This is a genomic window from Marivirga lumbricoides (assembly GCF_014636295.1).
Taxonomy (GTDB): domain Bacteria; phylum Bacteroidota; class Bacteroidia; order Cytophagales; family Cyclobacteriaceae; genus Marivirga; species Marivirga lumbricoides.
This window is the reverse complement of the sequence record NZ_BMEC01000008.1, coordinates 42,494-68,775: the sequence shown is the minus strand read 5'-3', so window position 1 is coordinate 68,775 and position 26,282 is coordinate 42,494. Positions and strand designations below refer to the sequence as shown.

At 37.1% G+C, this 26,282-nt stretch carries 20 protein-coding genes; 13 read left to right on the top strand and 7 right to left on the bottom strand.

Translation table 11 applies throughout. The features are described from left to right. Positions 1–8: 8 nt before the first annotated feature. The 6 genes from IEV85_RS12970 to IEV85_RS12945 all read right to left on the bottom strand — a co-directional run bounded on the left by IEV85_RS12970 (position 9) and on the right by IEV85_RS12945 (position 5,133). Entirely contained in the window at positions 9–380 is a 372-nt protein-coding gene (locus tag IEV85_RS12970; protein WP_188464013.1) for a SpoIIAA family protein, read from the bottom strand. A 125-nt stretch (positions 381–505) separates the two neighbouring features. Beyond that, positions 506–1,354: a prephenate dehydrogenase gene (locus IEV85_RS12965; RefSeq protein WP_188464011.1), complete on the bottom strand. Its 849-nt coding sequence runs from the start codon at positions 1,352–1,354 to the stop codon at positions 506–508. Then, positions 1,351–2,529, bottom strand: a complete 1,179-nt coding sequence (locus IEV85_RS12960; protein WP_188464009.1) for a pyridoxal phosphate-dependent aminotransferase — start codon at positions 2,527–2,529, stop codon at positions 1,351–1,353. The genes IEV85_RS12965 and IEV85_RS12960 overlap by 4 nt, the downstream gene beginning before the upstream one ends. 1 nt (position 2,530) lies before the next feature. After that, positions 2,531–3,358: a prephenate dehydratase gene (locus IEV85_RS12955; protein WP_188464007.1), complete on the bottom strand. Its 828-nt coding sequence runs from the start codon at positions 3,356–3,358 to the stop codon at positions 2,531–2,533. Between the two features lie 88 nt (positions 3,359–3,446). Next, entirely contained in the window at positions 3,447–3,839 is a 393-nt protein-coding gene (locus IEV85_RS12950; protein ID WP_188464005.1) for a response regulator, read from the bottom strand. Positions 3,840–3,915: 76 nt separating this feature from the next. Further along, positions 3,916–5,133: an alpha/beta hydrolase family protein gene (locus tag IEV85_RS12945; protein ID WP_188464003.1), complete on the bottom strand. Its 1,218-nt coding sequence runs from the start codon at positions 5,131–5,133 to the stop codon at positions 3,916–3,918. Between the two features lie 51 nt (positions 5,134–5,184). On the opposite strand from IEV85_RS12945, the gene IEV85_RS12940 reads away from it, so the two are divergent. After that, a complete protein-coding gene (locus IEV85_RS12940) occupies positions 5,185–6,138 on the top strand; it encodes a pyridoxal-phosphate dependent enzyme (protein ID WP_188464001.1) in 954 nt (317 codons plus the stop codon). A gap of 267 nt (positions 6,139–6,405) precedes the next feature. Beyond that, positions 6,406–7,068: a hypothetical protein gene (locus IEV85_RS12935; RefSeq protein WP_188463999.1), complete on the top strand. Its 663-nt coding sequence runs from the start codon at positions 6,406–6,408 to the stop codon at positions 7,066–7,068. Positions 7,069–7,302: 234 nt separating this feature from the next. Here the strand turns inward: IEV85_RS12935 and IEV85_RS12930 are convergent, their stop codons facing one another. After that, positions 7,303–8,619, bottom strand: coding sequence for an ATP-binding protein (locus IEV85_RS12930; protein WP_188463997.1), 1,317 nt, complete (start codon positions 8,617–8,619; stop codon positions 7,303–7,305). 280 nt (positions 8,620–8,899) lie between these two features. Between IEV85_RS12930 and IEV85_RS12925 the strand changes: the two genes are divergently transcribed. From IEV85_RS12925 to IEV85_RS12880, 11 genes are all read left to right on the top strand, one after another. Then, on the top strand, positions 8,900–12,409 hold the full coding sequence (locus IEV85_RS12925) for a hypothetical protein (protein ID WP_188463995.1): 3,510 nt from the start codon (positions 8,900–8,902) through the stop codon (positions 12,407–12,409). Next, positions 12,384–13,397 (top strand): leucine-rich repeat domain-containing protein, encoded by a 1,014-nt coding sequence (locus tag IEV85_RS12920; protein ID WP_188463993.1) that lies wholly within the window; start codon positions 12,384–12,386, stop codon positions 13,395–13,397. Before IEV85_RS12925 ends, IEV85_RS12920 begins: the two co-directional genes overlap by 26 nt. Positions 13,398–13,438: 41 nt before the next feature. Then, positions 13,439–13,840 (top strand): cysteine peptidase family C39 domain-containing protein, encoded by a 402-nt coding sequence (locus IEV85_RS12915; protein ID WP_188463991.1) that lies wholly within the window; start codon positions 13,439–13,441, stop codon positions 13,838–13,840. 2 nt (positions 13,841–13,842) lie between these two features. After that, positions 13,843–14,535, top strand: a complete 693-nt coding sequence (locus IEV85_RS12910; protein WP_188463989.1) for a hypothetical protein — start codon at positions 13,843–13,845, stop codon at positions 14,533–14,535. 135 nt (positions 14,536–14,670) lie between these two features. After that, positions 14,671–14,802: a hypothetical protein gene (locus tag IEV85_RS25095; protein ID WP_262892149.1), complete on the top strand. Its 132-nt coding sequence runs from the start codon at positions 14,671–14,673 to the stop codon at positions 14,800–14,802. An 825-nt stretch (positions 14,803–15,627) separates the two neighbouring features. Further along, the gene (locus tag IEV85_RS12905; RefSeq protein ID WP_188463987.1) at positions 15,628–16,695 is read left to right on the top strand and encodes an FISUMP domain-containing protein; all 1,068 of its coding nucleotides are present in this window, start codon (positions 15,628–15,630) and stop codon (positions 16,693–16,695) included. Between the two features lie 48 nt (positions 16,696–16,743). Next, a complete protein-coding gene (locus tag IEV85_RS12900) occupies positions 16,744–21,504 on the top strand; it encodes a T9SS type A sorting domain-containing protein (protein WP_188463984.1) in 4,761 nt (1,586 codons plus the stop codon). A gap of 455 nt (positions 21,505–21,959) precedes the next feature. Next, positions 21,960–23,360, top strand: a complete 1,401-nt coding sequence (locus tag IEV85_RS12895; RefSeq protein WP_188463982.1) for an eCIS core domain-containing protein — start codon at positions 21,960–21,962, stop codon at positions 23,358–23,360. After that, positions 23,338–24,081, top strand: a complete 744-nt coding sequence (locus IEV85_RS12890) for a leucine-rich repeat domain-containing protein (RefSeq protein ID WP_188463980.1) — start codon at positions 23,338–23,340, stop codon at positions 24,079–24,081. Before IEV85_RS12895 ends, IEV85_RS12890 begins: the two co-directional genes overlap by 23 nt. Positions 24,082–24,338: 257 nt before the next feature. Next, on the top strand, positions 24,339–25,256 hold the full coding sequence (locus IEV85_RS12885; protein WP_188463978.1) for an aminotransferase class IV: 918 nt from the start codon (positions 24,339–24,341) through the stop codon (positions 25,254–25,256). Continuing rightward, positions 25,253–25,972: a sulfotransferase-like domain-containing protein gene (locus IEV85_RS12880; RefSeq protein ID WP_188463976.1), complete on the top strand. Its 720-nt coding sequence runs from the start codon at positions 25,253–25,255 to the stop codon at positions 25,970–25,972. The genes IEV85_RS12885 and IEV85_RS12880 overlap by 4 nt, the downstream gene beginning before the upstream one ends. The last annotated feature ends 310 nt before the right edge of the window (positions 25,973–26,282 follow it).

The window sequence follows — 26,282 nt, the reverse complement described above, 5'->3', positions numbered from 1 at the left end:
AAAGTAATTTAGTTTTTAATCCAGTTGCGGGCTTCGTCTATTTCACTAAATGAAAATGAACGTTCGTCCACACCTGGCAAAATTTTATCTTCTGCTTCCGCTGCTTTTCTTAGCCATTCTTTCTCAGTAACAACAGCTCCTTTTCTCATTTGTTTCAAATATTCTCCTAAAGAACTAAAGCTAAACTTAAGGCCTTCCCAGAATGCATCCGGTTTAATTTTAGGCATTTCGCTCAACTCCAGATAAAGGTTAAAATCTCCTTTTTGCTCTAATTTCTTGCGGATAACCGATAGTAATTGATCCATTTCCTTTTCGCTAATTTCTTTCTCAATGCGGAAAGCCAGCACATGAGAAGCGGCTAAATCTATTTGTTGTACCATAAGTTTTTATCACATTAAATCTATAGTATTGGTACGCCAGTAGTTTATTTTGGATGGGTGTTCTTGCAGTTTTCTTTTTTTGAAGGGGAGTTTTTGGTGATTGGTAAGGAGTATTTTATCAATGATCACCCTTTGTCCAAAACTTTCCTGATGGCATTGGCTTGCTGCATAATGCCTTTGGTTTTTTGTAGGTCATTGGTGTCTATAGCCTCCTTAAAGGCTTGTAGGTTTTCAATGTATGTGCCCAAAGCAGCGGAAATATTTTTTGAATTCTGGTTGAAGATCGGAGCCCACATTTCAGGTGAGCTTTTCGCCAGCCTTACTGTTGATGCAAATCCACTTCCTGCCATGTTAAAGATCAGCTTCTCATTTTTCTCTTTTTCCAAAACGGTTAAGCCTAAAGTGAAAGAACTGATATGCGATAAGTGAGAAACATATGCAATGTGTAGGTCGTGATCCTTGGCTGTCATATATTCGATGCTCATTTCCAGAGAGCGAAACAGTTTTTCAACTTGAGAGAGTGCCTGAGGCTTACTTTTTTCTTTTTCACAAATGATGGTTTTCTTGCCAGTGAATAAATCTACAATGGCAGCTTCAGGGCCTGTATTTTCTGTTCCGGCTATCGGGTGGGCTGCCACAAAACATCCTCTTTTTGGATGAAAAGCTATATCGTTACAAATTTTCTCTTTTGTAGAGCCCATGTCTACAACAGTGGTAGTTTCCGGAATATATTCCAGGATGTGAGATAAAACTTTACTTATTGCATCAACAGGAATAGTTAATATGATTATGTCAGCCGCATGACAAGCTTCCTGAAGCGTTGCTGTATCATCAATGATCTTTAAAGACAAAGCTTTTTCCAGATGCTCCGCATTTTGATCTATTCCAATGACATGAGAGGCAAAAGCACTCTTCTTTAACGCAAGAGCCAACGATCCTCCAATTAGTCCGGTGCCAACAATTGCTACTCTCATTTTTTCAATTGGCTTTTTGTTATATAAGCATCTATCCTTTGAATGGCTTCTTCCAGCACTTTTTTATCACTGCATAAAGATACCCTCACGTATCCGGCTCCTTTGGTACCAAAAATATGTCCGGGGCTGATGAATACATGTGCTTTTTGAAGAATTTCATCAATAAAATTTTCAGCATCATCTATCCCTTGAGGCAACTTTGCCCATAAAAACATACCTGCTTGATTAGCATTAAAATTGCAGCCTAATTTATTCAACAATTGTTCAGCCAGGACTTTTCGTTCTTTATAAATAGCATTTTGGTTTGAATGCCATTCTTTGGTGTTTTGTAAAGCTTTAATAGCAGCATGCTGAACAGGTAAAAACATTCCTGAATCGAAGTTACTTTTTACAGTAAGTATTGTTTGAATATAGGAAGCCTCACCAGCCACCCAGCCTAATCGCCAGCCAGCCATATTATGCGATTTACTGAAGGAGTTTAGCTCAACGGCTACTTCCCTGGCTCCTTCTACATTGAAAATGCTTAATGGTTCATCATTTAGTATTAAACTGTAGGGGTTATCATGGCAAAGCAGAAATTTCTCTTCTTTTGCCAGTGCTACCAATTGTTGAAGAAGGTTAAAGTCTGCTTTTTTACCTGTAGGCATATGTGGGAAATTAATCCACATGAGCTTTACACGAGATAAATCCTGTTGTTTTAAGTTTTCAATATCTATAGCAGGGCCTTCAGTTTTCATCTCATAATACCTGATTTTTGCGCCTACTAATTTGCTCACTGATGTATAAGTAGGGTAGCCCGGATTTGGCACCAGCACCTCGTCACCCTCATTTAAGAAAGCCATAGAAATGTGCATTATCCCTTCTTTTGAGCCCATTAAGGGAAGAATTTCAGCTGTGGGATTTAGAGCAATATGAAAGTTGGTTTCTAACCATTGCGCCACGGCTTCTCTCAGTTCGGGAATTCCGCGGTAGCTTTGGTATCCATGGTGAGCAGGCGCTTTGGCCGAAGCTGTTAGCGCTTTAATAGTTTCTTCAGATGGCATTAAATCAGGACTGCCAATGCCAAGATTGATCACTTTTGCTCCATTGGCATTCATTACACGAATTTCTTCCAGTTTTCTGGAAAGGTAATACTCTTCCACACTTGCCAGTCTGTTGGCTTTAGATATGATCATGCTACTCAAAGTTAAAACTGCTCTTTTTGTAAGTGCCTAGTAAAATGATGCTGCTTGCAAATTGCTCTGCTATTTTCAGTGCTTTTTCAAACTGCTTTTTGTTATTCCAGGTAAGGTCTGCATGGAAGCGGTACTCATAAGGCTTTCCTATAACAGGTACAGATTGAATATTGGTTAAGTTAATTTCATGTACCTTAAAAACAGAGAGTAAATCAGCAAGGGTGCCGGGTTCATGCTTCAATTCAAACGAAATAGAAGCTTTATCATCATTAGGGCTATTATTTGATTCTTTTGTTAATATCAGAAACCTTGTGAAATTTTGCTTATCTGTTTCTATATTCTTTTTAAGAATGTTTAAGTCATATAATGAAGCAGCACCTTCTCCTGCAATGGCAGCGGTATCATATAATTTCTTTTCCCGGATTACTTTCGCAGATTCTGCCGTGTCTTTAGCTTCAGAAATGTTCACATTGCTAAGGGTGTCCAGGAATTTGCTACATTGATTAATGGCAACAGGGTGAGAAATTATATGCCGGATATCTTCCAACTTTACCCCAGGCAGTGCCATTAATTGCATTTCAATTTTTAAATATACCTCACCTATAACATGTAACCTGTATTCATTAATCAGGCCATAGTTTTGGGAGAGACTTCCGGCTATAGAATTTTCTACAGCCATTACAGCCATATCAGCCTTATCGTTTTCCAGTGCCTTACATTCCTCACGAAAAGTCATGCATTCCAGAAGCTCAATCGGCTTGCTGGCAAATTTTTTAGCTGCCATTTCATGGAAAGCACCTTTTACTCCTTGTATAGCTATAAGTGGCATAAATTATAGTTCTAATTTTAATGAAATCTCTCAGAATTGAGGAAATTTAGTAAAAGGAGTTGAAAAATTGCAGGCAGAAGCTCTTTAATTAAAAAAATGGCGTTAAATGGTTATTCTTTTTAAGAGATTCTAATTTACGTCCATTCAGCGGTTTTTCCATGTAATCAATTACCTGGTGGTATTTTTTTGCCTTCCTCCTGTCAACTTCATTGATTGAGGAGGTGAGAACTACCACCATTATATTATCTGAAATTTCCTTATTTTTAATAGCATCCAAAAACTCCCATCCATCCATAATGGGCATATTTAGATCCAGAAATATGCAATACTTTTCTTTGGGATTGAAATGAGATAGTAGGTAATCTAAAGTGCTTTTTCCATGATAAAAAGTATGCGGATTATGATGAAAATTGCTTTCCTTAACGAAAACTTCATGTAAAAAAACTGTCAATTCATCGTCATCAACTATAAATGCTTCCATTTTTCTTCAGTTTATTTTTGACCACAAGAGGGTATAAAATAGCTTTACTAATAAATAAAAGAGATTGATTTTAATTTCAAATTCCAAACCTGAAATATTTTGAAATAACGTCACTAAAAAATTTGGTGCCTCCCGCACCATGAATTTCATCAGGTTCTACAGAACTATTGTATGTATAAGTTTCCAAGAGCACTTCTGTACTTCCTCTGGCTTTCATTGCATCAAATGCATCCTTCGAATTAAAGTAGGGAACGAGGTTATCTTCAAGGCTATGATAAAGCTTTATTGGTGCATTGGCTTTCCAGTCGTAAATATCATTATCCGCCAAAGCCACATTAAAATCACTTTCAGGATCATTTATTTCCGCAATAAATTCCTCTGTAAAAACTTCCTGAGGACTTGTATTGGAAATAGCAAAATATCCGCCATTGATCACTTCTTGGGCATACGGTGCATTGAGATAGTATGCTAAACCGCGCTGTAAATAAACTTTATCGTAGGTATCCATCACCCATAGGTATAAGTACAAAGGAAACCCTAAATCTCCTTCAAAATTAAAGATATAATCTCCTACCGCAGTTTTGTGATAAGCTCCTGCACCCATGGCACTCCTGGTAATGGTAAAGTCCGAAGAATGGTTTTCTTCAATATATTTATGCAGCGCCATGGTGGAATTACCTCCCTGCGAGTAGCCTAGCAGATATAATTCGTCAGTTAAGTTTACTTCCAGAAACTCTGTTAGTTCTTTGGTGGCTACTAACATATCAAAAGAGGTGGTAGCAGTAGTTTGAGCATGTTCGTAAGGATGAAACATATCACCTGTACTTCCATAGCCGATATAATCGGGTGCTGAAATCAGGTATCCGTTTGCTGCATAAAGTACAGCTGATAAATAAATTTCAGCATTTTCAGCAGATAAATAGGATGGGGCTCTGTCTTCCTGATCGATAGCCGGATCGGGAGATTTGGCTAAGGTGCTATGTTGAAAGCTTGTTAATTTGGCTGAGCCCTGCACTTGCGGAATTAAAACCAGTCCTGAGGCTTCCACCATAGTGCCATCAAAATTAGGCGTCATATAGGTAATTTTGTAAGCTTCCACTTCAAAATTAACGAAGTCCTTAATTAAAGAATTGTTGCAAAACCGCTCATTCACTTCTTCTTTTGATATAGACCCGATTAAATCATAGCTCACAATGTTTTCAAACTGAGGAGCTACATTTTCATCGGAACAGCCAAATGAAAATAAGAGTAAGAAAGGAACATATATAAGTGATAAAAACTTTTTAGCTTGCATAAAAAATTGGTTTAACCTACAATATAATCATTTTTAATAAATTTTGATCAAATGCTATTAAAAGATATTCCTACCGCTCATGATATAGAAAAGGCTGAGGAGCGAATTGAGAATTATATCCACAGAACACCTGTTTTTACATCTTCTCAAATAAATGAAATAGTAGGCCTTAAAGTTTATTTTAAGACGGAAAATTTGCAGAAAGTCGGTGCATTTAAGATGAGAGGTGCCTCAAATGCAGTACTTTCTTTAAAAAAAGAGCAGTTAAAAAAAGGCGTGGCTACTCACTCCTCCGGTAACCATGCCCAGGCATTGGCCTTAGCAGCTAAGCTTAGTAAAATACCTGCATATATCGTAATGCCCCAAAATGCTCCGGATGTTAAGGTGGCTGCAGTCAGGCAATATGGCGCTGAAGTGATTTTTTGTGAAGCTAACCTGGAAGCTCGAGAGAGTACTTTGAGGGAAGTAGTAAGTAAAACCGGTGCCACATTTATTCATCCTTACGATAACTATGATGTAATAGCAGGTCAGGCAACTGCTGCAAAAGAACTGATAGAGGATACGGATCATCTGAATGGCATCTTTTCTCCTATTGGAGGTGGAGGTTTAATGTCAGGAACTTTGCTTTCAGCCCAGTATTTTGGCAATAAAATGGCGGTATATGGCGCAGAACCTAAAGGCGCTGATGATGCATACAGGTCATGGAAAGCTGGTGAACGAATTCTAATGAAGAACCCAGCCACTATTGCTGATGGCTTGAGAACTTCTTTGGGAGAGAGAAACTTTCCTATTATTCAGAAGTACGTGAAAGATATTATTACTGTATCAGATGCGGAAATTGTTGAAGCCATGAAAATGATTTTTCAGTACCTCAAGTTGGTTGTAGAGCCATCAGGAGCAGTTCCATTTGCGTCTTTGTTAAAAGTTAAAAATGAATTCAAAAATAAAAAGATAGGAGTAATTTTATGTGGGGGCAATGTTGATTTAGCAAAACTTCCATTTTAAAGTAAATTTTCTTATGTTCAATGGGGGAATTTCTGGTAGCATTAGAGGGTAAGGCTGTTTTACTTCTTGTTGTGAATTTTTTTAACAGAAAAATGGCTTGTGCTGAGAAATAGGTATCTATACAATCATTGTATTAAAAGTAGGAGGTATACCCATTGGTAGGGAGAAGTAGCACAAACTAAGACTCTTTGAAAAAAGTAAGCCGTCATTTGCTCCACACAATGTCCGTACTTAATGGCACGTCATTCTTATAATTGAAATTAGTTTATGAAGGTTATCCATCGATTTTACTTACACACTTCTTCCTCCCAAAAAAAAAAGGTAATAAGCTATATTATTTACCTGGTGGTAGCTCTGGCAATTTTGGCTTTTATGGCCTACTCCTATAGCGTACTTATTTTGATATTTCTTCCTTTTGTAATTTCTATATTCGCGCCATTTATTGATGTACCAATGGGCAGAAAGCAAGGCCACTTAATTTATTATTCTCCCCTTTTATTAGCTTCTGCTATGAAAAACGGGAAAATAGTTTTGCATGGGGGTACTTTATTTGATTATTACTTTACGCTTTCGGTAAATAAAAGCGAAAGGAGAAATCGTAAAATGGTGATTTACAGCTATACTGAAGGCATGATTAATCTGCTGGATATATGGGATGAGCAGTTTGATGATATTAAGCTTTCGGCAACAGCTTATTTTATTAACCCAAAAACAGCAAAAAGGCTAGGCTTTAGGCAGGTGGATACCAACCCTCTTACTAAGTTGCTGATGTTGATCAACTATTTACCCATAATGATCAGTTATTCTATTGCCAATGAAGAGTTAAGCTTTCCTAATGTATTTTCTCTTAAAAGTTATGAAAGCACCTTGGGAGAATTAAGAAGCAATAAGATTTACTTGATGGAAATGTATGAAAAGTTAAAGAGTTAATTTAAAAAACATCTCTCAGCGTTGTATTCTTGGGTAGTAGCCAACCTTTGGCTGACATCATTTTAAACTAGATTTTCCTCATAGGGATGCCTTTGGCAGTGCATACTTTTTCAAAAAGTATTAAGAGAGAGCCTGGCTAAGAAGCAGATGGCTATCAGAAGGAATGGAGAGTATCCTTAAACCACTAATAAAATACATCAGTTTATAGAGGAAAAGTGGATTGATATTAGCTGCTTAAATTATTTTACCTTCCTTGGCAAGCTCTCTTCTTATTCCATCCAGTAAATCATCTTCCGATATCATTTTAGAATTTCGTTTGAGCGACATTAAGGTACAGTAGCGCAAAATATTGCCGATGGCTGCTCCGGTAATTTCATAAGCTTTGGCCAGTTCCCTCAGGTTAATTTCTTTATTCAACTGAAGTCCGTCAACAAAGGCTTTTTGCCAAAGCAGGTATCGTTCCTCTGTAGCCGGCACCGGAAAGTAAACAATTGATTGAAATCGCCTTAAGAAAGCTTTGTCCATATTGGCCTTTAAATTGGAAGCAAGTACGATAAGCCCGGGATAATCCTCTATGCGTTGCAAAAGGTAAGAAATCTCCTGATTAGCATAGCGATCATTTGAGGATTGTGTGGAAGTCCTTTTTCCGAATAAAGCATCCGCTTCATCAAAAAATAAGATCCAGCCCTTATTTTCAGCAATATCAAATACGCTTTTCAGGTTTTTCTCAGTTTCCCCAATGTATTTGGAAACCATCATGGAAAGGTCAATATGGTAGACATCCAGTTCATATTTTTTACCCAGCAGCGAAGCCGTTAATGTTTTACCAGTTCCTGAGGGGCCATGAAAAAGGGCGCGGTATCCTCTTTTAAATTTTTTACTGATTTGAGGCATATTAGTTAAATCGTGATGATGACCCAGCCAGGCATCCAACTCATTAAGTGCCTCATGGGTGTCATACGGCAACACCAAATCTTCCCAGTCAAGGGGTGTTGAAAGCAATTGAGCAGGGAAATTGCTGTTGTAAGTAGGTTTAAACTCTTTTCCACTGATAATATACTGAAGGCATTCCTCCGTAGGAACTATCCTTCCTGATAAAGGCGGCTCACCATCAGGTACCGGCTGCAAATGCACCAGATTGTATCGGTAAAGAGGTTGATCCGCATCAAAAGCTTTCTGAAACGAAATTCTTACTTCAAGCTGATGCCCACCGCATAAAAACACGGCCGTTTCACCAGTGGGTAAAAAAGCACTGGTATTCTGACTGGTTTTGCCACCCAATTGCGTGTAATTTGAGTTAGTTTTTTCATTTCTTGCAAAGAGCGCATCCAGCACTTCTGGCTTTATGTAGCAGGCAAGCGCCAGAATCAGGATGGTTCTTTCATAAGAGTTAAGGCCTGCCTTTGCTAAAAGTTTAGCGTAAGGGTCATCAGGAAAATCGTTATAGTTTTCGTAAACCGTGCCTCCTCCTATGGAGTACCCTAACTGTAACTCCTGCAAGCGTGTTTTAATAAGAAGGTCCAGGCATTTTAAATCCTCAAGTAATAACATTTACAAAATTTTATAGGCGAAACAAGTTGCCAGGTGTTGGTCAATAAGGTTTTCTTTTATCTTTTTAAAGAGACAAATATTAATAGATAAATTATAAAAAGCTAAACGGAAAATGATGAGTAGCCCTTGTTTTCATGATGAAAGAGTAAAAAGAAGAATGAAATTTTAATTAATCTCCCTAAATAGGTACATATGCTGATATAACTTTGGTAAGAAGAAAGTAAATTTTTCTCTTCTAAAATTTCCATCCGAAATAATTAATTTCTATGTTTATTGCCTTATGAGTGAGTTCCAACCAAAGCAAAATACAGATAATGCTTCCCAGCAAAGAAACTACCTGCCTCCTCAACAGGCAGCTCCTCCACAAACTAAAGCTGAGTATGCAGAGAAGGAGGGGGAAGTTTTATCAGATAATTTAAATGGAGCAACCTCAGTAAAAGAGAATACAACAGGAAACCCTACAGCTCCCAATACCTATGTGCATAATCCATCACGTATGCACGGACTGCAGCCCAGGCAAATGGGCAGAACCATGGGGCGTAGCATGAACCGATGGGGCAATCCGCTACCTTCTGCAGACTTATCAGAAAATCAGCAGGCTACTGCCACTAAAGAATACCCTGAGCATACGATTACTACAAAGGGTCCTGGGGAATGGTTGAAAAAAGTAAATCCTTTTGCCCAGGAAGAAGTTGACTCGGAAAAGCAGGCTCATCTTCGCCAGGAATTTGAAATCTATAGTGTCCATAAGTCGCAGCTTATAAAGGAGGGACATACAATAGTGCCCAATGACAAAGAGTCATCCAGGGACGAGCTAGCAGAGGATTTTTCTAAAAAGAGAGAAAAGTTTCTCAACCGGATGGAGAATAAGCAACGAAGCTTTTGGGGAACAGATCGCTATAATCGCCTCATGCAAAAGTGGTTTCCCGATTATGATCTCGTGATCCAAAATAAGGTAACAGCTGTAAAGACATCTACATCCCTAAAAATACAAGAGACCAATCAGACTATTGAAAAGCTCATTGCTAAAGTCAAAGAGGCTATTTCCGTAGCTGATGGAGATGTGCTAAAAGCAGAGAACCTCCTTAACGATGCCTCTTGCTATGCCGATGAAGCATTGGCCAAAAAGCAAGCTGCAGAAAAAGTGCTGGATGAGTATGGTAAAGATAAAAAAGAAACAACACTGCCTTGCTATGACGAAGTAATTGGGAAGTACCAATTACTTGTAGGACAGCTCCAGCAAAATATAGCGGGAGTGCAGGAAGATAAAACAGTATTTAGCACTGTGTTGGGCACATTAAATCTGCAGCAAACGCGCCTCAGCAGTTTCAGTAACAAACTCAGTGGTATCAAGGATGTGCAGCAAGTTATCACCTTTACTGAAGTGGAGTTTGTCAGCTTGAGTGATAGCATATCGCAAAGTATTTCACAAGCACAGGATTCCAACCGAAAAACCCTTTCCGTAGCAGAGGAAGAAGTGAGAAACACCTTTGAACAGGGGACTGTAGACCTGGAAGCAGGCGATGCAGAGGTGGCTAGCATTAAGCAAAAAGAAATTGCCCGAAGGGAAGCAGAAAGAAAGCGAAAAGCAGAAGAGGAGCGCAAGAGGATGGAAGCGGAGAGGAAGCGGCTTTTGAAGCTGTCGCAAGATGGAATGCAAGGGGAGACAGCATTAAGCGCAACTATACCCACTAATCAGACAGAGCATTTAAAAAGTAGGGAAGGGGTGAGAAAAGACGTTTACAACGATGGCGTGAAAGATACCATTACGGTAGGGGTAGGCCATAAGCTCACCAAAGAAGAACTGAAAAAGTATAAGGAAGGGCAGGAAATCTCGCAGGAAACTATTGACGAGTGGTTAAAGGATGACGCAGAGCGAAATTACAAGCGTGCTTTGGAACAAGCCAAAGAAATAGGCTATGAAAATCAGCTATTGGTAAATGCCTTATTTCACATGTGCTTTCAGAATGGGGAAAATTGGAATACCAAACATAAAAAAACGTGGAGTTACCTTAAGGAGCAGAACTGGGTAGCGGCAGCCAAAGAAGCTGCTGACAGTACATGGTTTTCTCAAACCCCAAAAAGAGTATTGGACTTTCAGGTGGCATTACTGGCCATAGCAGGAGAGAAAAATGATTATGAAAGCCTTAAGGAGTTTAATAAAGACACTATCGTAAAACGGAAACCTAATTTACCTGACCTATATGACTTTCAAGTAGATACTAAAGGTTTAAAAACAAAGAAAGAACAGGAGAGAGAAGGTAAAGAGGCCAAAAAGCATGCCTGGGCTAAAACTAAAGATGAGTTATGGGAAGCCTATTCCGATTATGAGAATAATAAGATTGACATGATCTTATTTGGAAAAAAACTGGAGCCCCATACCAGAACCCATGCGCATGATATAGGACTCATTATAGACAAAATGGGCTTTACGGAGACGGATAATCTGGCCTATGTGATTTTAAGCAACTCCAGCAATGCTGATTTGAAAGGTATGGACAGTAAGCTTCTTACGAAGATACTCGAAGCAATGGATACTCTCTTTGCAGGCTCCGAAGCTAAGAGACTATATGGGAAGGAGGCAGAAAGGGTAATGAAGTTGTTGAAACCAAATATTTCTCAAGAGGAAGAAGCGACAGAGCAAAAAAATGATGGTTTAGAAGTAAGCAAAGGAGAGGGGGATCAATATGAAGCCAAACTTAAAGGTTTAGATTATGAAAAGCATTACCGAACACAAAGCCCTACACCATCAATTGATAAAAAATACAAGGATAAACAGGATGCGGGTTGGGTGAATTGCTATAAAGTAGCGAAGAACATGGCTTATGGTTATTTATACGGAGAAGATACGAATCATAGGGAGGTTCAGAATGGAGAAGGGTTTAAACGTAAAATGAGTACTACTGTAAAAGCCGGAATTTTAAATAATACCAACGATTTAGCTTATGTTCAAAGTGGGTTGATCAAACTAAAGTACTTGACCAAAGAAGATGTTGCTAGTGATGCGAAAGAGCCAATAAAAATCCCTAAAACAGCAGCAGCAATAGAGAAGTTTCAAACTGACAATAAGCTTGAGGTAGATGGTAAGTTCGGTATTGGCTCCGAAAGAAAGATGGCTGAACTCACAGATGAAAAGGTAGAAAAATATGAGCATGTCATTGGCGAAATTGGAGATGGTTATTTCCTTTCTTTATTGAGAGAGGATAAATCTAAAAGAAGTGATGTGGAAGAAGGTAAGCAGCTTCAAGGAGTTGTGGGAGACCAATTACAAGTGGCAAACGATAAAATTAAGGTGGATAAGAATCAGAAAACTCAAGCTGAATGGGCTCTCTGGTACATAGAGAAATGTTTGGGTGAAGGCAAGCCAGTAGTAGCGGGAACTAACCATACCTACAATCGGGATTTGAATGCAGATCATAAAAAGACTTCTAAAAAGAAATTAGGGTATAATGAGGGAACTACTGATCATTTTATCACCATAGTAGGTAAAGGCAAAGATGCTACAGGAGATTATTATTCATATTATGATCCTGGAACTGGTAAAGCCTCTACTGAAAATAAGGATATACCTTATGGAGCCGATACGGAAATCAATAGGCTATATAAAGATAAAGACAATCAAACCGTATTCATAGATCCTTCTTACCATCAAAAGAAGAAGTATCATTTGACTTTAGTAATATTATACAAAGAAGATGCAGACCTATTTAAATCTACCATAGAAAAAAATAAAAAATTAAAGAGTTCAGTAAGCAATAATAATTATGAAGAATATAAATCTATTTATTGAAAGTGTTATTATTTTATTCTGTGTTTTGATAACAGCTTCTTGTGGTAACGAAAAGTCACAAGAACGATCAAAAGATGAATACAGTTTGACTATAGACAATCAGAATGGCACTTCTCCAGATATGGAAATGCAGCAAAAATTCTTAGAAGAATTTCAAATAAAATTTGGTGAAAAAAATATACATTTTGAAAAAGATAGCCTAGGTTATATTGTTGAATTAGATTTCAACTTTGGGGATAGCAATAATGAAGTTGAAGAACAGTTAATTGACAAAATTAATGAGTTTGAAAACCTAAGGAAATTACATATTAATCATTTAGAACTAGCTGGGACAGATGAAATTTCTTTTGACTTTCCGTTCTTGGAATATTTATATCTTTCGATCAGTGGCGATAGTTCCAGAGTAATTATTAAGAATGGTCAAACTTTGAAAAATCTTCAGGTTTTTGGGGGTGTTGTAGAGGTAAATTCAGCTAATATTCTTAAAGAGCTATATGTTAGTGGCTCCAATATTATTTTTAATAATTCTAATTTGTCAGAACTTGTCAGTATGGGAATGGTTAATGCTAATTTAAAAAGTGACAAAGGTTTTTCGTTTAAAACTTTGGAAAAACTTGATATTGGAACATTAGACAAAGAAGAACTATCTGTTTTTAAAGACATAATGCAATTGAAATATCTTTACATAGATAATGTAAATGAAATGAATACCATCCCAGATTTTATTTTTCAAAATAAAAATCTAGAATACTTAGAGGTTAGAAGATCTGAACTAGACTCTATCTCCCCTGATATAAGTAATCTAAAGCAGCTGGAAAACTGTGATCTTATGTTAAATGGTCATGTTAAAAATCTAGTTGAAATTGCCAAACTTCCTAATATTTCAATTTTTTGTGCTGATGATATCCCAGAAAACAGAAAGCAAATAGAGGAAGCTATAGAACAAGGGTACAACAAATATTTTTCCCCAGGAGAATGTATGCAATAAATACTCCATAAGAATTATTAGTATATGACACCTCTCTAGCTATGGTGCAACAAAAAGGAGGTAGTATTATGCATGCAACAGCAGAACGTATCCCTACATTGGCTCAGTATTATAGTTCAGATTTGAAAACATTAGGTGAGCAGACTGAATTGGGGGTAAAGTACATCGATTCGGAATTAATTGCCGGAAGACCTATTTTTGTAGGAACTGATAAAGGTAATAATTTAAAATATAATGCAGATAATACAACAGAGCATTATATTGTAATTGTTGGAAAGGTCATTAAAGATGATAAAGTTTATTATAGGTTCTATGATCCTGGGCGTGTATCAAAAGCAGATGGCATAAATAAAGATTTACTTCTTTTACTGGGTAAGGATCATAGCTTGAAAACTGAAAAAGGTACTATACAAAACGTATCTCAAGTGAGAAGAAATAATTAAAAATGAAAAAAATACAAAGAGTATTAGGAGTTCTTATTCTACTAATGGTCATTACCATTTCATGTTCCAAAAAGGAAGAAAGAGAAGAAAATAGCATTACTGATAAAAATGTAAATGCAGAAAATAAGAAAATTGATAAACAAAATAGGATTGAAAAGAATATAGTAAATCTTATAGAAGGAATACAAAATGATACGCTCAAGACATTTTTGCAAGATCAACATGTGCTTACTGACTTAAAAGAACTTTCAAGAAAAGCCTATAAAGAACTCGACACCACTTTTTTCTCTTTTTATAGGCCTCAAATTTCAATGAAAGGTTTCAGAAAAGGAGTTTCATGTGAATTTAGTGAAGAAGAACATAATTACAAGGTTAAATATGAGGGGCAAGGATATTTATCACGTGGTATATTTTGTTTGAGTGGCAACATTTTCATAGTTATTGAAGATTTTGATGATCCAATGGTATGTACCTATGCATTTTTGCTCGATCAAGAACAAGAGAAATTTACTCTAGGCATACCAGCTTTTGTAGATATATTAAGTTATCAGGCTACTGCTTCGTTGAATAAAGATAAAATCATTGTTAAACATTTCGTAAATAAGCATTTTGTTGGAGATACTTCCAGTTTTGTAAATGGCAAGTTTGTTGAGAAATTTTTAGTTGAGAAGGATACTTTACTGCTTGTTCAGTAGCCTTTGGAGGACGTAGATTTTCGTACAAATGTCTACCTTGTTTTCTTCAATCGTTTTCTAAAAACAATCAATAGAGCATTTGTCCTCTCCTTCACAAAATCATTATTTCTTCGAGCCACAAATATTTATGCATATATGAAAATAATAACAATATTATTACTGACAGCAACTTTAATGATGGCTTGTGAACAAAAAGGTAAGGAAAAATCAACAATTGCTGGCGCAGAGGAAATCTTTGGCTTAATCACGAACCTGTTTCTGCATTAACAGATAAGCACATCAGCAGAATATTGAAATCGACAGGGTCAAGCGATATTTTGGAGAAATTGCAAAGTATCCAGGCTTGGTACACAGAATTACGAGCAAGCAGAATCTCCTATAATCCAAAAAGAGAATGGATTACTGTAAATGAAGGAAGCAGTTGGTTTATATTGAGTCTATTACTTAAGAAGATCATATAAATTTGTTATGAGGGAAGCCTTGCACTTCGTATGTCTCGATTTAAGCCTCAACGTTCTCTGAAATTAAGCTTTAATTTAATTTAAAAACTTACATGCTATAAAACCTGTGTTTCACCTTTAGTATAATGATAAATCTCTTATAATTCATAAATCAAATAAGAAAATAACAAGAAAAAGCGATTTCTTACTTTTGTATTTCATGGGTTTCATGTTTTTGACATCTTTTTTAAAGGCAAATAATAGTCTTTTAACTACAATTATTTTATTTTTATCGATTATAGTGTTAAATCACTTAAATGAATAGTAGCTTAAGAGATAAGCTTTAATTTTTTGTAACAAAAAGATTTAATTAAATAAGCGAATCAAAATCGATAACCAAAACCTTACCCAATCCTGGTCAGCGAATTTTGTTCCGTTAAAAAAAGATTAGAATAATAAAGACTTGGTAGAAAGCCAATTCCTGAGTTTCATCGGCCGAAAGGCTGAAAGTGATCGAAGATGAGGCTTTAAAATAATTTTAAAAAGAAAAAAACAGTACAAAAAATCATTCAAACAACACACTGCTTCTTCCTTGCACTTCCCTCTCCTTTGGAGAGGGATTGAGGGAGAGGCTTTTAACCCTTTTAAACACATGAACAAATTTACACACTTCAAATCCTTCAATCCTTTATTTACCTTCATCCTTTTTGTAGCAGTAGCTTTGATGAGTGCCTGCGGAGGAGATGATGAGCCAGATCCTGAACCGATCGACTGCAGCACGCTAGCATTAACAGCTACGGCAAAAGGAACTACTATCACAGCAGTAGCTACAGGTGGTGAAGCACCCTATAAGTTTAGATTAGATGAAGGAACAGCACAAAGCAGTGGCACTTTTACTGTCGAGGAGTTCGGCTCATACGAAGTCACTGTTACAGATGCCAATGAATGTGAAAAAAAGACAACTGTACAGGTAGTTGACCCATGCGCCAACTTCAGTGTTTCAGCAACAGCATCAGCGTATGATTTAACTATTGCTATTAATGATGGTACTCCACCTTTCAGCTATTCTTACAGCAATGGAAATGAAGAAATAACGGCAGATGATATAAATGAAAGAAGTTTTACTGTTGAATTAGCGGTAGCAGAAGAAACTACGATAACCATTACTGATGCCAATGACTGTACAGCAGAGGCTACTGTTGAGGCAGAAGATATTGCGAGTTTTACAGACGAGCGTGATGGCCAAACTTATGAGCTAGTAAAGATAGGAGACCAAATCTGGTTTGCTGAGCATTTTAATTATAACACCAACACAGCCGACAGCACCAGCAGCTGGTACTATAACGATGATTCTGCAACCTATGCGGCTGAGTATGGCAGATTGTATACTTGGCATGTGGCCCAGGAAATAGCACCTGAGGGTTGGTCTTTGCCAAGTGAAGCTGATTTTCAGGCCTTTTTTGATATATATGGTAATGAAGTCAATGCCTCAAAAGCCCTTAGAGTAGGTGGTGTTAGTGATTTTGATTTTGATTTGGGTGGTTTATTAGATGGTGAATTTTATGATATTGATGTTGCAGGTTTCCTTTGGAGTTCATCTATTTCCGTTGATTTTCCAGAAGACGGTATCTATGTCGGAATAATACCTAACAACGATAGGTTCGATATAAGTGGGGCAGATAAGATCAATGGCATGTCTGTGCGATTTATAAAAGATTAAATTGATTAGAATATGAGAAAAGTTCTCAGAATAATAATATTGCTATTCATGTCAAAGAATTTATTGGCTCAACAGCCTATCCTTTCTTTGACTTCTGAGAGCACTAATGCTTCGGTAAGAAAAGATATATTAATTGAAAGTAGTAATGTTCGAATTGACGGCTTGGACGGGGTTGATTTAACAGTTGCCGCAAATCTAAAATCTATCATAACGTTTAAATTAGGTGATGTAAATGGTGCTACTATAACTGATTATACCGCATCTTTAAGTGCTGACAAGAAGAAGATAACAATTACGCCAGATAATATACTCAATTTTAATCAGGCGTACTACATCCAATTAGATTCCTTAGAGAAAGCAAATCCAGGCGTTGGTGATACATTAGGTATTACAAACTACACTTTCACCACAGGCTCAGCGGTATCAGTTAACAACGCTTTAACTTCTAATATTTGTATTGGAGATACTGAAGGGACTGTTTTAGATACTATAAAGATTTTTGAAAATATCGCAGATAATTTTATTAACACTACAGCGTCAGGTAACACTCAAAGTATTACTTTAGAACTACCTGAAAGGTTTTCTTTTGTAGCTAATGTAGGATCAGTAAAATTATCGGAAAGTACAGATATTGAAACAGGAGCATCTGTAAGCTTTCCTACAGGAAATAATAAACGAAGAATCCAAATTGATTATAAACTTTGTACACCGGGGAATGGAGCTAACCCTCCATTATGCAATGCAAGAACAGCGAATATAGATACCATCTATTTAATAGGGCTTAAAGTAGTAGCTGCTCGGAATGCACCGCTAAATGTATCTCGTTATATAAGAAGATTGGCAACATTGGATGCTGGATTAAATGACGCTGAAGCTCCAGGTTTTGATGAGAATGATCAGGTAGCCACTCTAAGAGCTACAGCTGGTCAGACCTTGCGGTTCTCTGCCGGAGGGGAGGTAGTTAACACCTCAAACACTTTACGCTTTTGTCCTGAAAAATCTCTCAGAATAGGTACTTTAAATAGTGATGAAACTGCTTTAAATAGTACTGATGTTATTAAATATTTTATTAATAACACAGAAGTGAATACAGCCAATGCTATGATTGATGGTAAAGATATTGTACTAAATCAATCGGATATAAGAGCATTTTTGAATGTAGCAGATGGTACGGCATTTCCTGCTGTTACCCTTAGAGCTGAAATGAGTAGAGCTGGAGAATGTATCGCTTTCTCCGAAAATCTTTCTATAGGATTAGAACCTATTAGTACGCCAGTTTTTTCATTTAATAACTTGACAATTGGCAATAATAATACAGTTTCTCCAGTGGATGAAGGAATTTCATTAAGTATAAATCCTACTGGAGGTATATTAACTGTTTATAGAATTATTGCAGGAGATACAACTAATATTTATGTCACTGATAATTATGGCGGTAGCACTGGAAATGAATATGTTTTAAATACTGGTCTTCTAGCAGATTCTTCCGAAACTGTTACCATATCTATTGGTTATACAGCTATTTCAAAACCTGCTGGTTGTTATGAAGATGATGCTCCACCAAGAACATTTTTTATATCACCAATCCCTAGAATACGACAAGATCTTGGAATTGAACCATCATTTTGTGCAAGTGATGAAGCTGAATATAAAATTATATTCAGTCCTGATAACCTCACAGATTCAACAATTATTGAGAATTTTTCTATCACTGGAGAGGGTATATCAGGAAACCTTTCCGCCAATTATAATCCTTATTTAGGTAATGACTCAACTGGCTATTCATTTAGCACTATAGATGCAAAAGCAGATTTGACGGGGCAACTGGGTACAGCAGAAATTGTGATAGAGTATACTAGTACCGTAAATAAAACAATCTATGAGCAAGATTGTAGGGTAGAAACTTATTATGAAGATGTGGAAATTTGTGAAACACAGGAAGTTTGTGCTGACGAGCAAGTATGTCGATTTGTACGTGAATGTCGGATTGAAACTATTTGCGATGATCCTGAACCGTGTTTAAATGGGCCATGTCCTATAGATCCTTGTTACAATGATCCTTTTTGTAACTCCTTATTAAGAATTGTACCTTGTCGTCAACAAGAAGTTTGCTCGAATGTAAGAAGATGTCAAATAGAAGAAGTTTGTCATGATAAAACTGTTTGCAGAATCGAGAGAGTACTTAAAACACGTACAGTTTGTGAAACTATTGCCGTAGGGATTGAAAATATAACTGATACAATTAAAAAGGTATATCCCGTGCAATTTTTACCAGTACCTGATTTAGAATTTGTAGATGTAAATAGAACCCCTTTAAAGTCAGTTTACTGTGCTGGTAGTGCACCTGTTAGGTTGTTGGGTTTACCAGGTGGGAATACATTTGAAAATAAGAGGTTTTTCTTACGAAACAACGATACAGGAAGGGAAGAAGAGATTTCAAGTTTCAGTTTCACGCCAGGAGACTCCATTGTACCTGTAAATGAAAATGGTTACACACTTATTTTCGATTATGGAGGTGATCAAACTAATTGCGCTAACATTGAAACATTTAATTTTAGAGTAATTGATCTGCCTGAAGAAGTACAACTTGCTTCTAATCTTCCAAAGGTACTTCCAACTGGAACTGTGGATTCTGTTACGGTTCTTCGAGCTACTTGTTTAGGTGAAGCCATCGATAGTATATCTTTTAATAATCAAAGGGATAGTACTGTTCAATTTATCTGGAGAGATGAGAGAGGTTTTCAACTTAGTGTTGGTAATTCATTTCTTCCTGACTTGGATAATACCGAAGTAGGGCTTGTAGAATATACTGTTGAAAAAAGAAGTATTGAGGGTGGCTGTTCCGGACCGTTAACAAGGTTCGCTCTACAAATAAGTAGCTTACCGGGGGCAGATTTTAATTTCTTAACTAATTGTGGAAGTAATGTAGTTTTAACCCCTGATGCTACAGATAATGGAAATGTTAGAGAAAATGATAGTATTCAAAGTTATTACTGGTCATTCAATGATGATGCGTTTGTAAGTTCTAATTCTACCATAGAACACACCTTCCCTGCTCCCGGTGTTTATGATGTGGATATGGTGGTGCAAACGTCCATAGGGTGTACAGATACTATTACCAAAAAAGTAACTGTATTTGATGAGGCAGATTATGCGATTGATAATGGGAAATTTTCTTATGCGGAGGATTTTACTTCAGGCAGCAATGGTTGGATTTCTACTACCGATAACAATAATGCATCACCTCAGGCACGCAATAGTAGCTGGGGAATTAGAGAATTAGAAGGTTTAACAGGTTGGCATGCTTTTAATGAACAGACCGGAAGCTATAATGACAATGAATATAGCTGGGTGCAAAGTCCTTACTTTAACTTGAGCAACTGGAACTCTCCTAAGCTTCAAATGGATATTCTTTTTGATACTCCGGAATTGGAAGGAGCTGTGTTGCAATACATGATCAAAGATTGTGACAATACTGAGGGTTCAGATATCTGGATTCCTGTAGGAAGAGCAAATGGAGGTCTTGCCTGGTATAATAATGGAAGTATATCATCAGGTCCTGGCGGTAGCATTACTGGCTGGTCCGGTATTTCAAAGAATAATAACGTGGGTTCTAATACGTCTGATAGCTGGCAAACTGTAGCTTATGACCTGGCAGGTGTAAGAGCGGTAGCAGGTAACAACCTTGTACAGTTTAGGATAGCTTTTGCCAGCCTTAACTTAGGTGTTAACCGGGAATCAGGTAGAAAAGGTTTTGCATTTACCAATTTCATCATTTCAGAAAAAGAGAGAATATCACTGGTAGAAAACTTTACTCATATTAATAGTCAGGACGGGTTAAGAGAAAATGTATCTGATTTTTCCAAGGCCAGAGAAGATGTAGTTTATATTGAATACCATACCGGACGTCCGGCAGGAGATCCACTCTACTTTGGTTATCACTTTGCAGAAAATACCAGTAATGATGGAGCTACAAGAGCCTTTGTATATGGTTTAGATGGTCCGGGCTATACTGTAGTGAACGGTCGCTTCCAGAGTTTTGATCCTTTCACTGTGGGGTGGGGAGAAAGGCAATATACACAGGAAACTTTGCTTGCACCGGCTTTTGATCTTTCGTTAGATTATACTTATCAGGAAGGGGAACCCTTAAAAGTGAAGGCAATTGCTATCAGGAATGAAAATATTGTTCCATTAATTGATACTGCTCAACAACCTCAACTAATGTCTTTAAAAGTAGCAGTAGTAGAGAAAGAAGTAACGGAGTACACGCAGGATACTTTAAGAAATGTGTTTGTTAAATACCTGGGCCAGCATCCTGGAGCTTTTGAAGAAAAAACATGGAAAGCAGGTTCAAGTGACTCTTTAATATTGGAAGAAGAGTGGCAGATTCCTGTAGATGCAGAGTCCGGCCGTTTTGGTTTAGTAGCATGGATAGAGCTTGCAAGGGACAGTCCGGAGAAAGGGCCTAAGGGTTTACCATTTAATAACGTATTTCAGGCAGCGGAAATGTCTATTAATACTGAGCTTGTAGCAGTGGAAGTACTGAGCAACCGTAAAACGTTAGCTGGTAACTGGGTGGTTTATCCTAACCCGGCTGCTGATTTTCTGCAAGTGCAGAGGCAGGAAAACATTCAGTCAGCCATAGAATGGCAGGTGGTAAATGCTTTAGGAAGCATAGTGAAAAAAGGCAAATACATTGGCGGTAACTCAGGTTTTGAGGTAAACCTTGCAGGATTAAATGCTGGTATCTACATGCTCCAGCTGAATAGCAGAGAAGGACAGCTACAGAAGAAATTTGTGAAGAAATAATCACTAGATACTAGAATTAATTTTGAGCCTGGAATCTAGAGCTAAGAGGCTAGAGATTTGATAAGATAACAAAAGAGCCTGCATACAAATTATGCGGGCTCTTTGTTATGAGAGTAATTTATAGTGCTTAATCTCTCCCCTTTTTTAAAAGGGAACAAGGGGGATTTATTTTATCATCAGAAGAATATTTTAAGATTAGCTTAGGCTTTTTGTGAAGTACAAAAAGCTTGCTGCCAATTTTGGTATATTACAAACGTTAGACATTTTATACTTCTTATTCTCCAATTGCACTGTAACATTGCCGTGGTGAGTGTCTCACTCACCGCTACCGTAATAGTTCACCTACCTATTCATTTTAGTGCTTGTGTACTGCTGTGTTTTTAACAGTTTAATAGCTTGTTTTATAAAAAATAGACCTTTATTTTAGACTATTGTTTTACCTATAAGTTTTATAAATGGCATTTCAACCAAAAGACTCTTCCCAGGACGGACATGGAAAAGATAATCAATCCATAAACAGACAGCAGCATGGCTTGCAACCAAGGCAAATGGGTCGTAGCATGGGCAGGTCGATGGGGCGAAACATGAACAGGTTTGAACAGCCACAGCAAAGTTCATCTACCAAAGGCGGTCTTGATAAAGCGGTGCAGGCTAAGATGGAAAAAGCCTTCCAATCCGATTTTTCAGATGTGAATATCACGCAGAATTCAAGTGAAGCCACCAATATGGGAGCCTTAGCCTTTACACAGGGCAATGATGTACATTTTGCTCCTGGCCAGTATAACCCGGGTACCTCAGAAGGTCAGGAGTTGATTGGGCATGAACTTACCCACGTAATTCAGCAGAAGCAGGGTAGAGTAAAAGCAACCACACAGGCTAAGGGCGTTGTAGTAAATGATGATCCTGCTTTGGAAAATGAAGCAGATGTAATGGGGAAGAAAGCTGCCAGCGGGGAGCATGTTATAGTGCAGAAGAAGAGTAAGAGTGAGGTGGTTCAGAAAGCTTCCATACCTTCTATTTTCCCAAACGAAGAAGTTAAGAAAAGATATTTGGACAATACTAGAGAGAGAATTTTACAAGCATATACAAATTTCAGCTCCGCTATAACCGAATGTAAAGCTGAAATAAAAGATGCTGCTGAAAAGGTTCCAAGTGTAGCGGGATTATTAATTGAAGTTTCTATGGGTTTCTTGATTCCTGGCGCGGGAAAATTATTATCCAGAATGGTTAACAATATTCCAAATAGAGCTCCGGATATAGCTTATAATTTGGCATTAGCTGTACAAAATGAAAAAATCACAGGTCCAATTTTGGGTGTAATCGGAGGTGAGGCGAAAAAGGGATTACAGGATTTATTAATAAGTGAGGCGAGAAAAGATGCTGTTAGCCAGAATACATATGCAGATATTTTTCGAACTCAGCAAGGGATTGCTTTTCAAACATTGAGAGAGTCAATGACCTTAGATACACCTGATATAACTATATTTACAAATTTTCATGCTTATGATGCGGCTATAGCTACAGTACCAGCTTATAAAGCGAGTATTACTGCTTTACTGAACCGTTTCAAAAATCAAGTGCTAGCTTTAGATGATCAGTTTGCTACAGGTACAATGGGAAGCTCCACAACAATCAGAAATAAATTAGCAAGAGTCCCTTATGGTGGGAAAAGTAAGTTGGCTTTAGTAAGAGAGACTAATAGTTATAATTTATATACTACGTTTTTTGGAGAACCTACTTCTTACTTTTTTGATCAGTGGATATCTAATGATATGCAAGAGCTAGCTATTAATAAAGCCGGGGGAGAAAATAAGATTCTAAATTTAGAAAGGGATGAAGTTGAGAATTTACCATAACCGTATTTGGCTGTTAGCTTTTATGGTAGGTTTTTTTGTAACATGTCAAAGTGAAGAAAAGAAATCGGAAAAGACTATGGATATGGGCGAAGAGTTTAGATTATTAGGGTATGAAAATCCAACAATAAGTTGGGATTTAAATAATTTCAATAGTATTGTCGGCTACGGTCAACCAATCGATCATATACCCTATACAGATATTATTGGAGGAGAAAACATTACAACTATTTCAATTCAAAATGGTGCTCTTGTTGAATTCTCCTTAGCAAAATTTCCTCGACTTGAGATTTTGAATTTGAAAGGGAATAAGCTAAAAGTTATTATCTCAATGGAAAATTCTAAAAACTTAAACCATATTGATCTTTCAGAAAATAGATTAGGCAGTATACCAGAAATTTCTGGTTTATATACACTAAACAATTTAAAAGAACTTGATCTGTCTGGGAACTTTCTTCCAATGCTAGACCCAAGTTTTGATAAGTTAGACAATTTGAAAGTTTTGAAATTAGGTAATAACAAGATAATACACTTCCCATTGGTATTGCTAAAAATGAAAAGCTTGGAAGAGGTGGATTTGTCATATAATTCACTAACTAAAATACCCGAAAAGCTTGAGAAGAAAGATAATTTAAAGTATCTGGATGTTACAGGGAATGACCTTGAAATCAATGAGGTGGAGCAATTACGAAAGATGCTGCCAAATACAACAGTAATTTTTTGACTTGAAACAGCAGAATTTTATAGTGTTGTATTAAAAGAATCATTCTAAGGTTATCCAGGACAGCATACACCAATAAACTAATAATCAATGAACTTACAGTTTCAGAAGTTATTTTTTCACAATTTTATTTTTAGGTGCTAAAATGTTTTTCTTTTTTTAAATTACCTCTTCATGTCATATTAGTTAATTCTGTAAGTACAATATATCTACTACTGACAGACTATATATGGTAATCAAGTTTATCTAAAATTTATTATATGATCCACGGAACCCACAATGCTGAGCATGATGAACGTAATGAACACATTCAGATCTATGTAAACGGAGAGTTTTTACCTAGAAAGGATGCCAAAATATCCGTTTTTGACAGTGGATATCTGGTGGGAGATGGTATTTGGGAAGGAATCAGGTTGCATAAAGGTAAGCTAGTGTTTATCGAGGAACATCTGAAGCGTATGTGGCAGGCTGCGAAAGCAACAGGTATCACGTTAAAATGGACGAAGGAAGAATTGATGGGCCTTATTCATCAGGTTCTGTTAATCAATAAAATGGAAGACCATGTGCATATCCGTGTGATGGTTACCAGAGGCATTAAGAAAACACCTTCTCAGGATCCCAGGCTTACTATTTCAGGCCCTAACCTGGTAATTATTGCAGAGCATAAAAAAGCTTCGGAAGAAAGTAGAAAAAAAGGAATCAGTCTGTTTACAAGTACAATAAGGAGAGGGTCACCGGATTATCTTGACCCTAAACTAAATTGCCACAGCAAGCTGCATGAGGTACAGGCCTTAATTCAGGCGATTGAAGCAGGTGCAGATGAAGCATTAATGCTGGATGTCAATGGATTTGTAAGCACCTGTAACGCTACTAACTTCTTTATGGTCATGGAGGGAGAAGTGTGGACTTCAACCGGTGAGTATTGCATGAATGGAATAACCAGAGCAAAAGTAATTGAAGCCTGCCATAGAAATAATATTCCTTGTTACCAGAAGAATTTCTCATTATATGATGTTTATAGCGCTGATGAGGCCTTTGTGACAGGCACTTTTGGTGGGTTGACACCCGTAAATCAGATTGATGGGAAGAATATAATTAACAGTGGAAACGAATCTTATGTGGAGAAGCTGAGCAAGCTTTATCAGGATTTAATTCAGGAAGATATTGATAAGAAATGACTAAACGATTATTCCTCTGGTCCGGACCCAGAAATATATCAACCACCTTGATGTATAGTTTTGCCCAGCGACCAGATACACTTGTTTTTGATGAGCCCTTATATGGCGCTTATTTAAAGGAAACTGAAGCGAAAAAATACCATCCTGAAGCTGAACAGATTATGGAAAGCATGGAATGCGATGGCGGTAAAGTAGTAGACATGATGCTTGGTAAGCACAGTAAGGAGGTAGTGTTTTTTAAAAATATGACTCACCATTTGATGAATTTGGATAAGTCATTTTTAAACAGTGGGTTTAATATTCTTCTTACTAGACATCCCAGAGAAATGCTTCCTTCATTTGATAAGGTAATTCCTAACCCTACTCTGCAGGATGTAGGGTATGCCGCTCACGCTGAGTTGCTTTCTTTTTTGCAGGAAAATCAAATTCCTTATGCTGTTTTGGATGCCAAAAAGGTGCTTCAAAACCCGCAAGCAGTATTGCAAAAACTTTGTGCAAAAGCAGGTATTGCTTTTGAGGCAAAAATGCTTTCCTGGAAGGCGGGCTCCAGAAGTGAGGATGGAATTTGGGCTAAACACTGGTATGGAAGCGTACATGCATCTACAGGTTTTAAAGAATATGAGGCTAAAAAAGATGTTTTTCCTGAGCATTTGCTTCCACTTTTAGAAGAATGCCTGCCTTATTACTCAATGCTTGAAGAAGAGGCTTTAAGTTAATATTGGATTTCAGAAATACTAAAAAATTGAAACTTAACATTCATAGACTGATTAGCTTTTGATTTTAAACTGAACCTCAAATGTGATAGCTGGATTTTTTACAGTAGAAAATAATGGTGTTCTGCTGATTTTCATCTGTGAGGCTGTCCCCTGGAGGGGACTATAGGGGTGTTATTATAGACTTCTGGTATGTTACAAGCTATTTAAACCAATTTTTATTTTTAATCTTTTGTCTTCATCAAAAAGATAAAATGGCAAAGGCATCCTTTTGGGGAAAATCAAGACAAAAGGATGTCAGCCAGAGGCTGGC

Bases quoted from the DNA above. Each gene is read 5' to 3' on its own strand.
- IEV85_RS12970 (WP_188464013.1), bottom strand. From the start codon at position 380: ATGGTACAACAAATAGATTTAGCCGCTTCTCATGTGCTGGCTTTCCGC.
- IEV85_RS12965 (WP_188464011.1), bottom strand. From the start codon at position 1,354: ATGAGAGTAGCAATTGTTGGCACCGGACTAATTGGAGGATCGTTGGCT.
- IEV85_RS12960 (WP_188464009.1), bottom strand. From the start codon at position 2,529: ATGATCATATCTAAAGCCAACAGACTGGCAAGTGTGGAAGAGTATTAC.
- IEV85_RS12955 (WP_188464007.1), bottom strand. From the start codon at position 3,358: ATGCCACTTATAGCTATACAAGGAGTAAAAGGTGCTTTCCATGAAATG.
- IEV85_RS12950 (WP_188464005.1), bottom strand. From the start codon at position 3,839: ATGGAAGCATTTATAGTTGATGACGATGAATTGACAGTTTTTTTACAT.
- IEV85_RS12945 (WP_188464003.1), bottom strand. From the start codon at position 5,133: ATGCAAGCTAAAAAGTTTTTATCACTTATATATGTTCCTTTCTTACTC.
- IEV85_RS12940 (WP_188464001.1), top strand. From the start codon at position 5,185: ATGCTATTAAAAGATATTCCTACCGCTCATGATATAGAAAAGGCTGAG.
- IEV85_RS12935 (WP_188463999.1), top strand. From the start codon at position 6,406: ATGAAGGTTATCCATCGATTTTACTTACACACTTCTTCCTCCCAAAAA.
- IEV85_RS12930 (WP_188463997.1), bottom strand. From the start codon at position 8,619: ATGTTATTACTTGAGGATTTAAAATGCCTGGACCTTCTTATTAAAACA.
- IEV85_RS12925 (WP_188463995.1), top strand. From the start codon at position 8,900: ATGAGTGAGTTCCAACCAAAGCAAAATACAGATAATGCTTCCCAGCAA.
- IEV85_RS12920 (WP_188463993.1), top strand. From the start codon at position 12,384: ATGAAGAATATAAATCTATTTATTGAAAGTGTTATTATTTTATTCTGT.
- IEV85_RS12915 (WP_188463991.1), top strand. From the start codon at position 13,439: ATGGTGCAACAAAAAGGAGGTAGTATTATGCATGCAACAGCAGAACGT.
- IEV85_RS12910 (WP_188463989.1), top strand. From the start codon at position 13,843: ATGAAAAAAATACAAAGAGTATTAGGAGTTCTTATTCTACTAATGGTC.
- IEV85_RS25095 (WP_262892149.1), top strand. From the start codon at position 14,671: ATGAAAATAATAACAATATTATTACTGACAGCAACTTTAATGATGGCT.
- IEV85_RS12905 (WP_188463987.1), top strand. From the start codon at position 15,628: ATGAACAAATTTACACACTTCAAATCCTTCAATCCTTTATTTACCTTC.
- IEV85_RS12900 (WP_188463984.1), top strand. From the start codon at position 16,744: ATGTCAAAGAATTTATTGGCTCAACAGCCTATCCTTTCTTTGACTTCT.
- IEV85_RS12895 (WP_188463982.1), top strand. From the start codon at position 21,960: ATGGCATTTCAACCAAAAGACTCTTCCCAGGACGGACATGGAAAAGAT.
- IEV85_RS12890 (WP_188463980.1), top strand. From the start codon at position 23,338: ATGAAGTTGAGAATTTACCATAACCGTATTTGGCTGTTAGCTTTTATG.
- IEV85_RS12885 (WP_188463978.1), top strand. From the start codon at position 24,339: ATGATCCACGGAACCCACAATGCTGAGCATGATGAACGTAATGAACAC.
- IEV85_RS12880 (WP_188463976.1), top strand. From the start codon at position 25,253: ATGACTAAACGATTATTCCTCTGGTCCGGACCCAGAAATATATCAACC.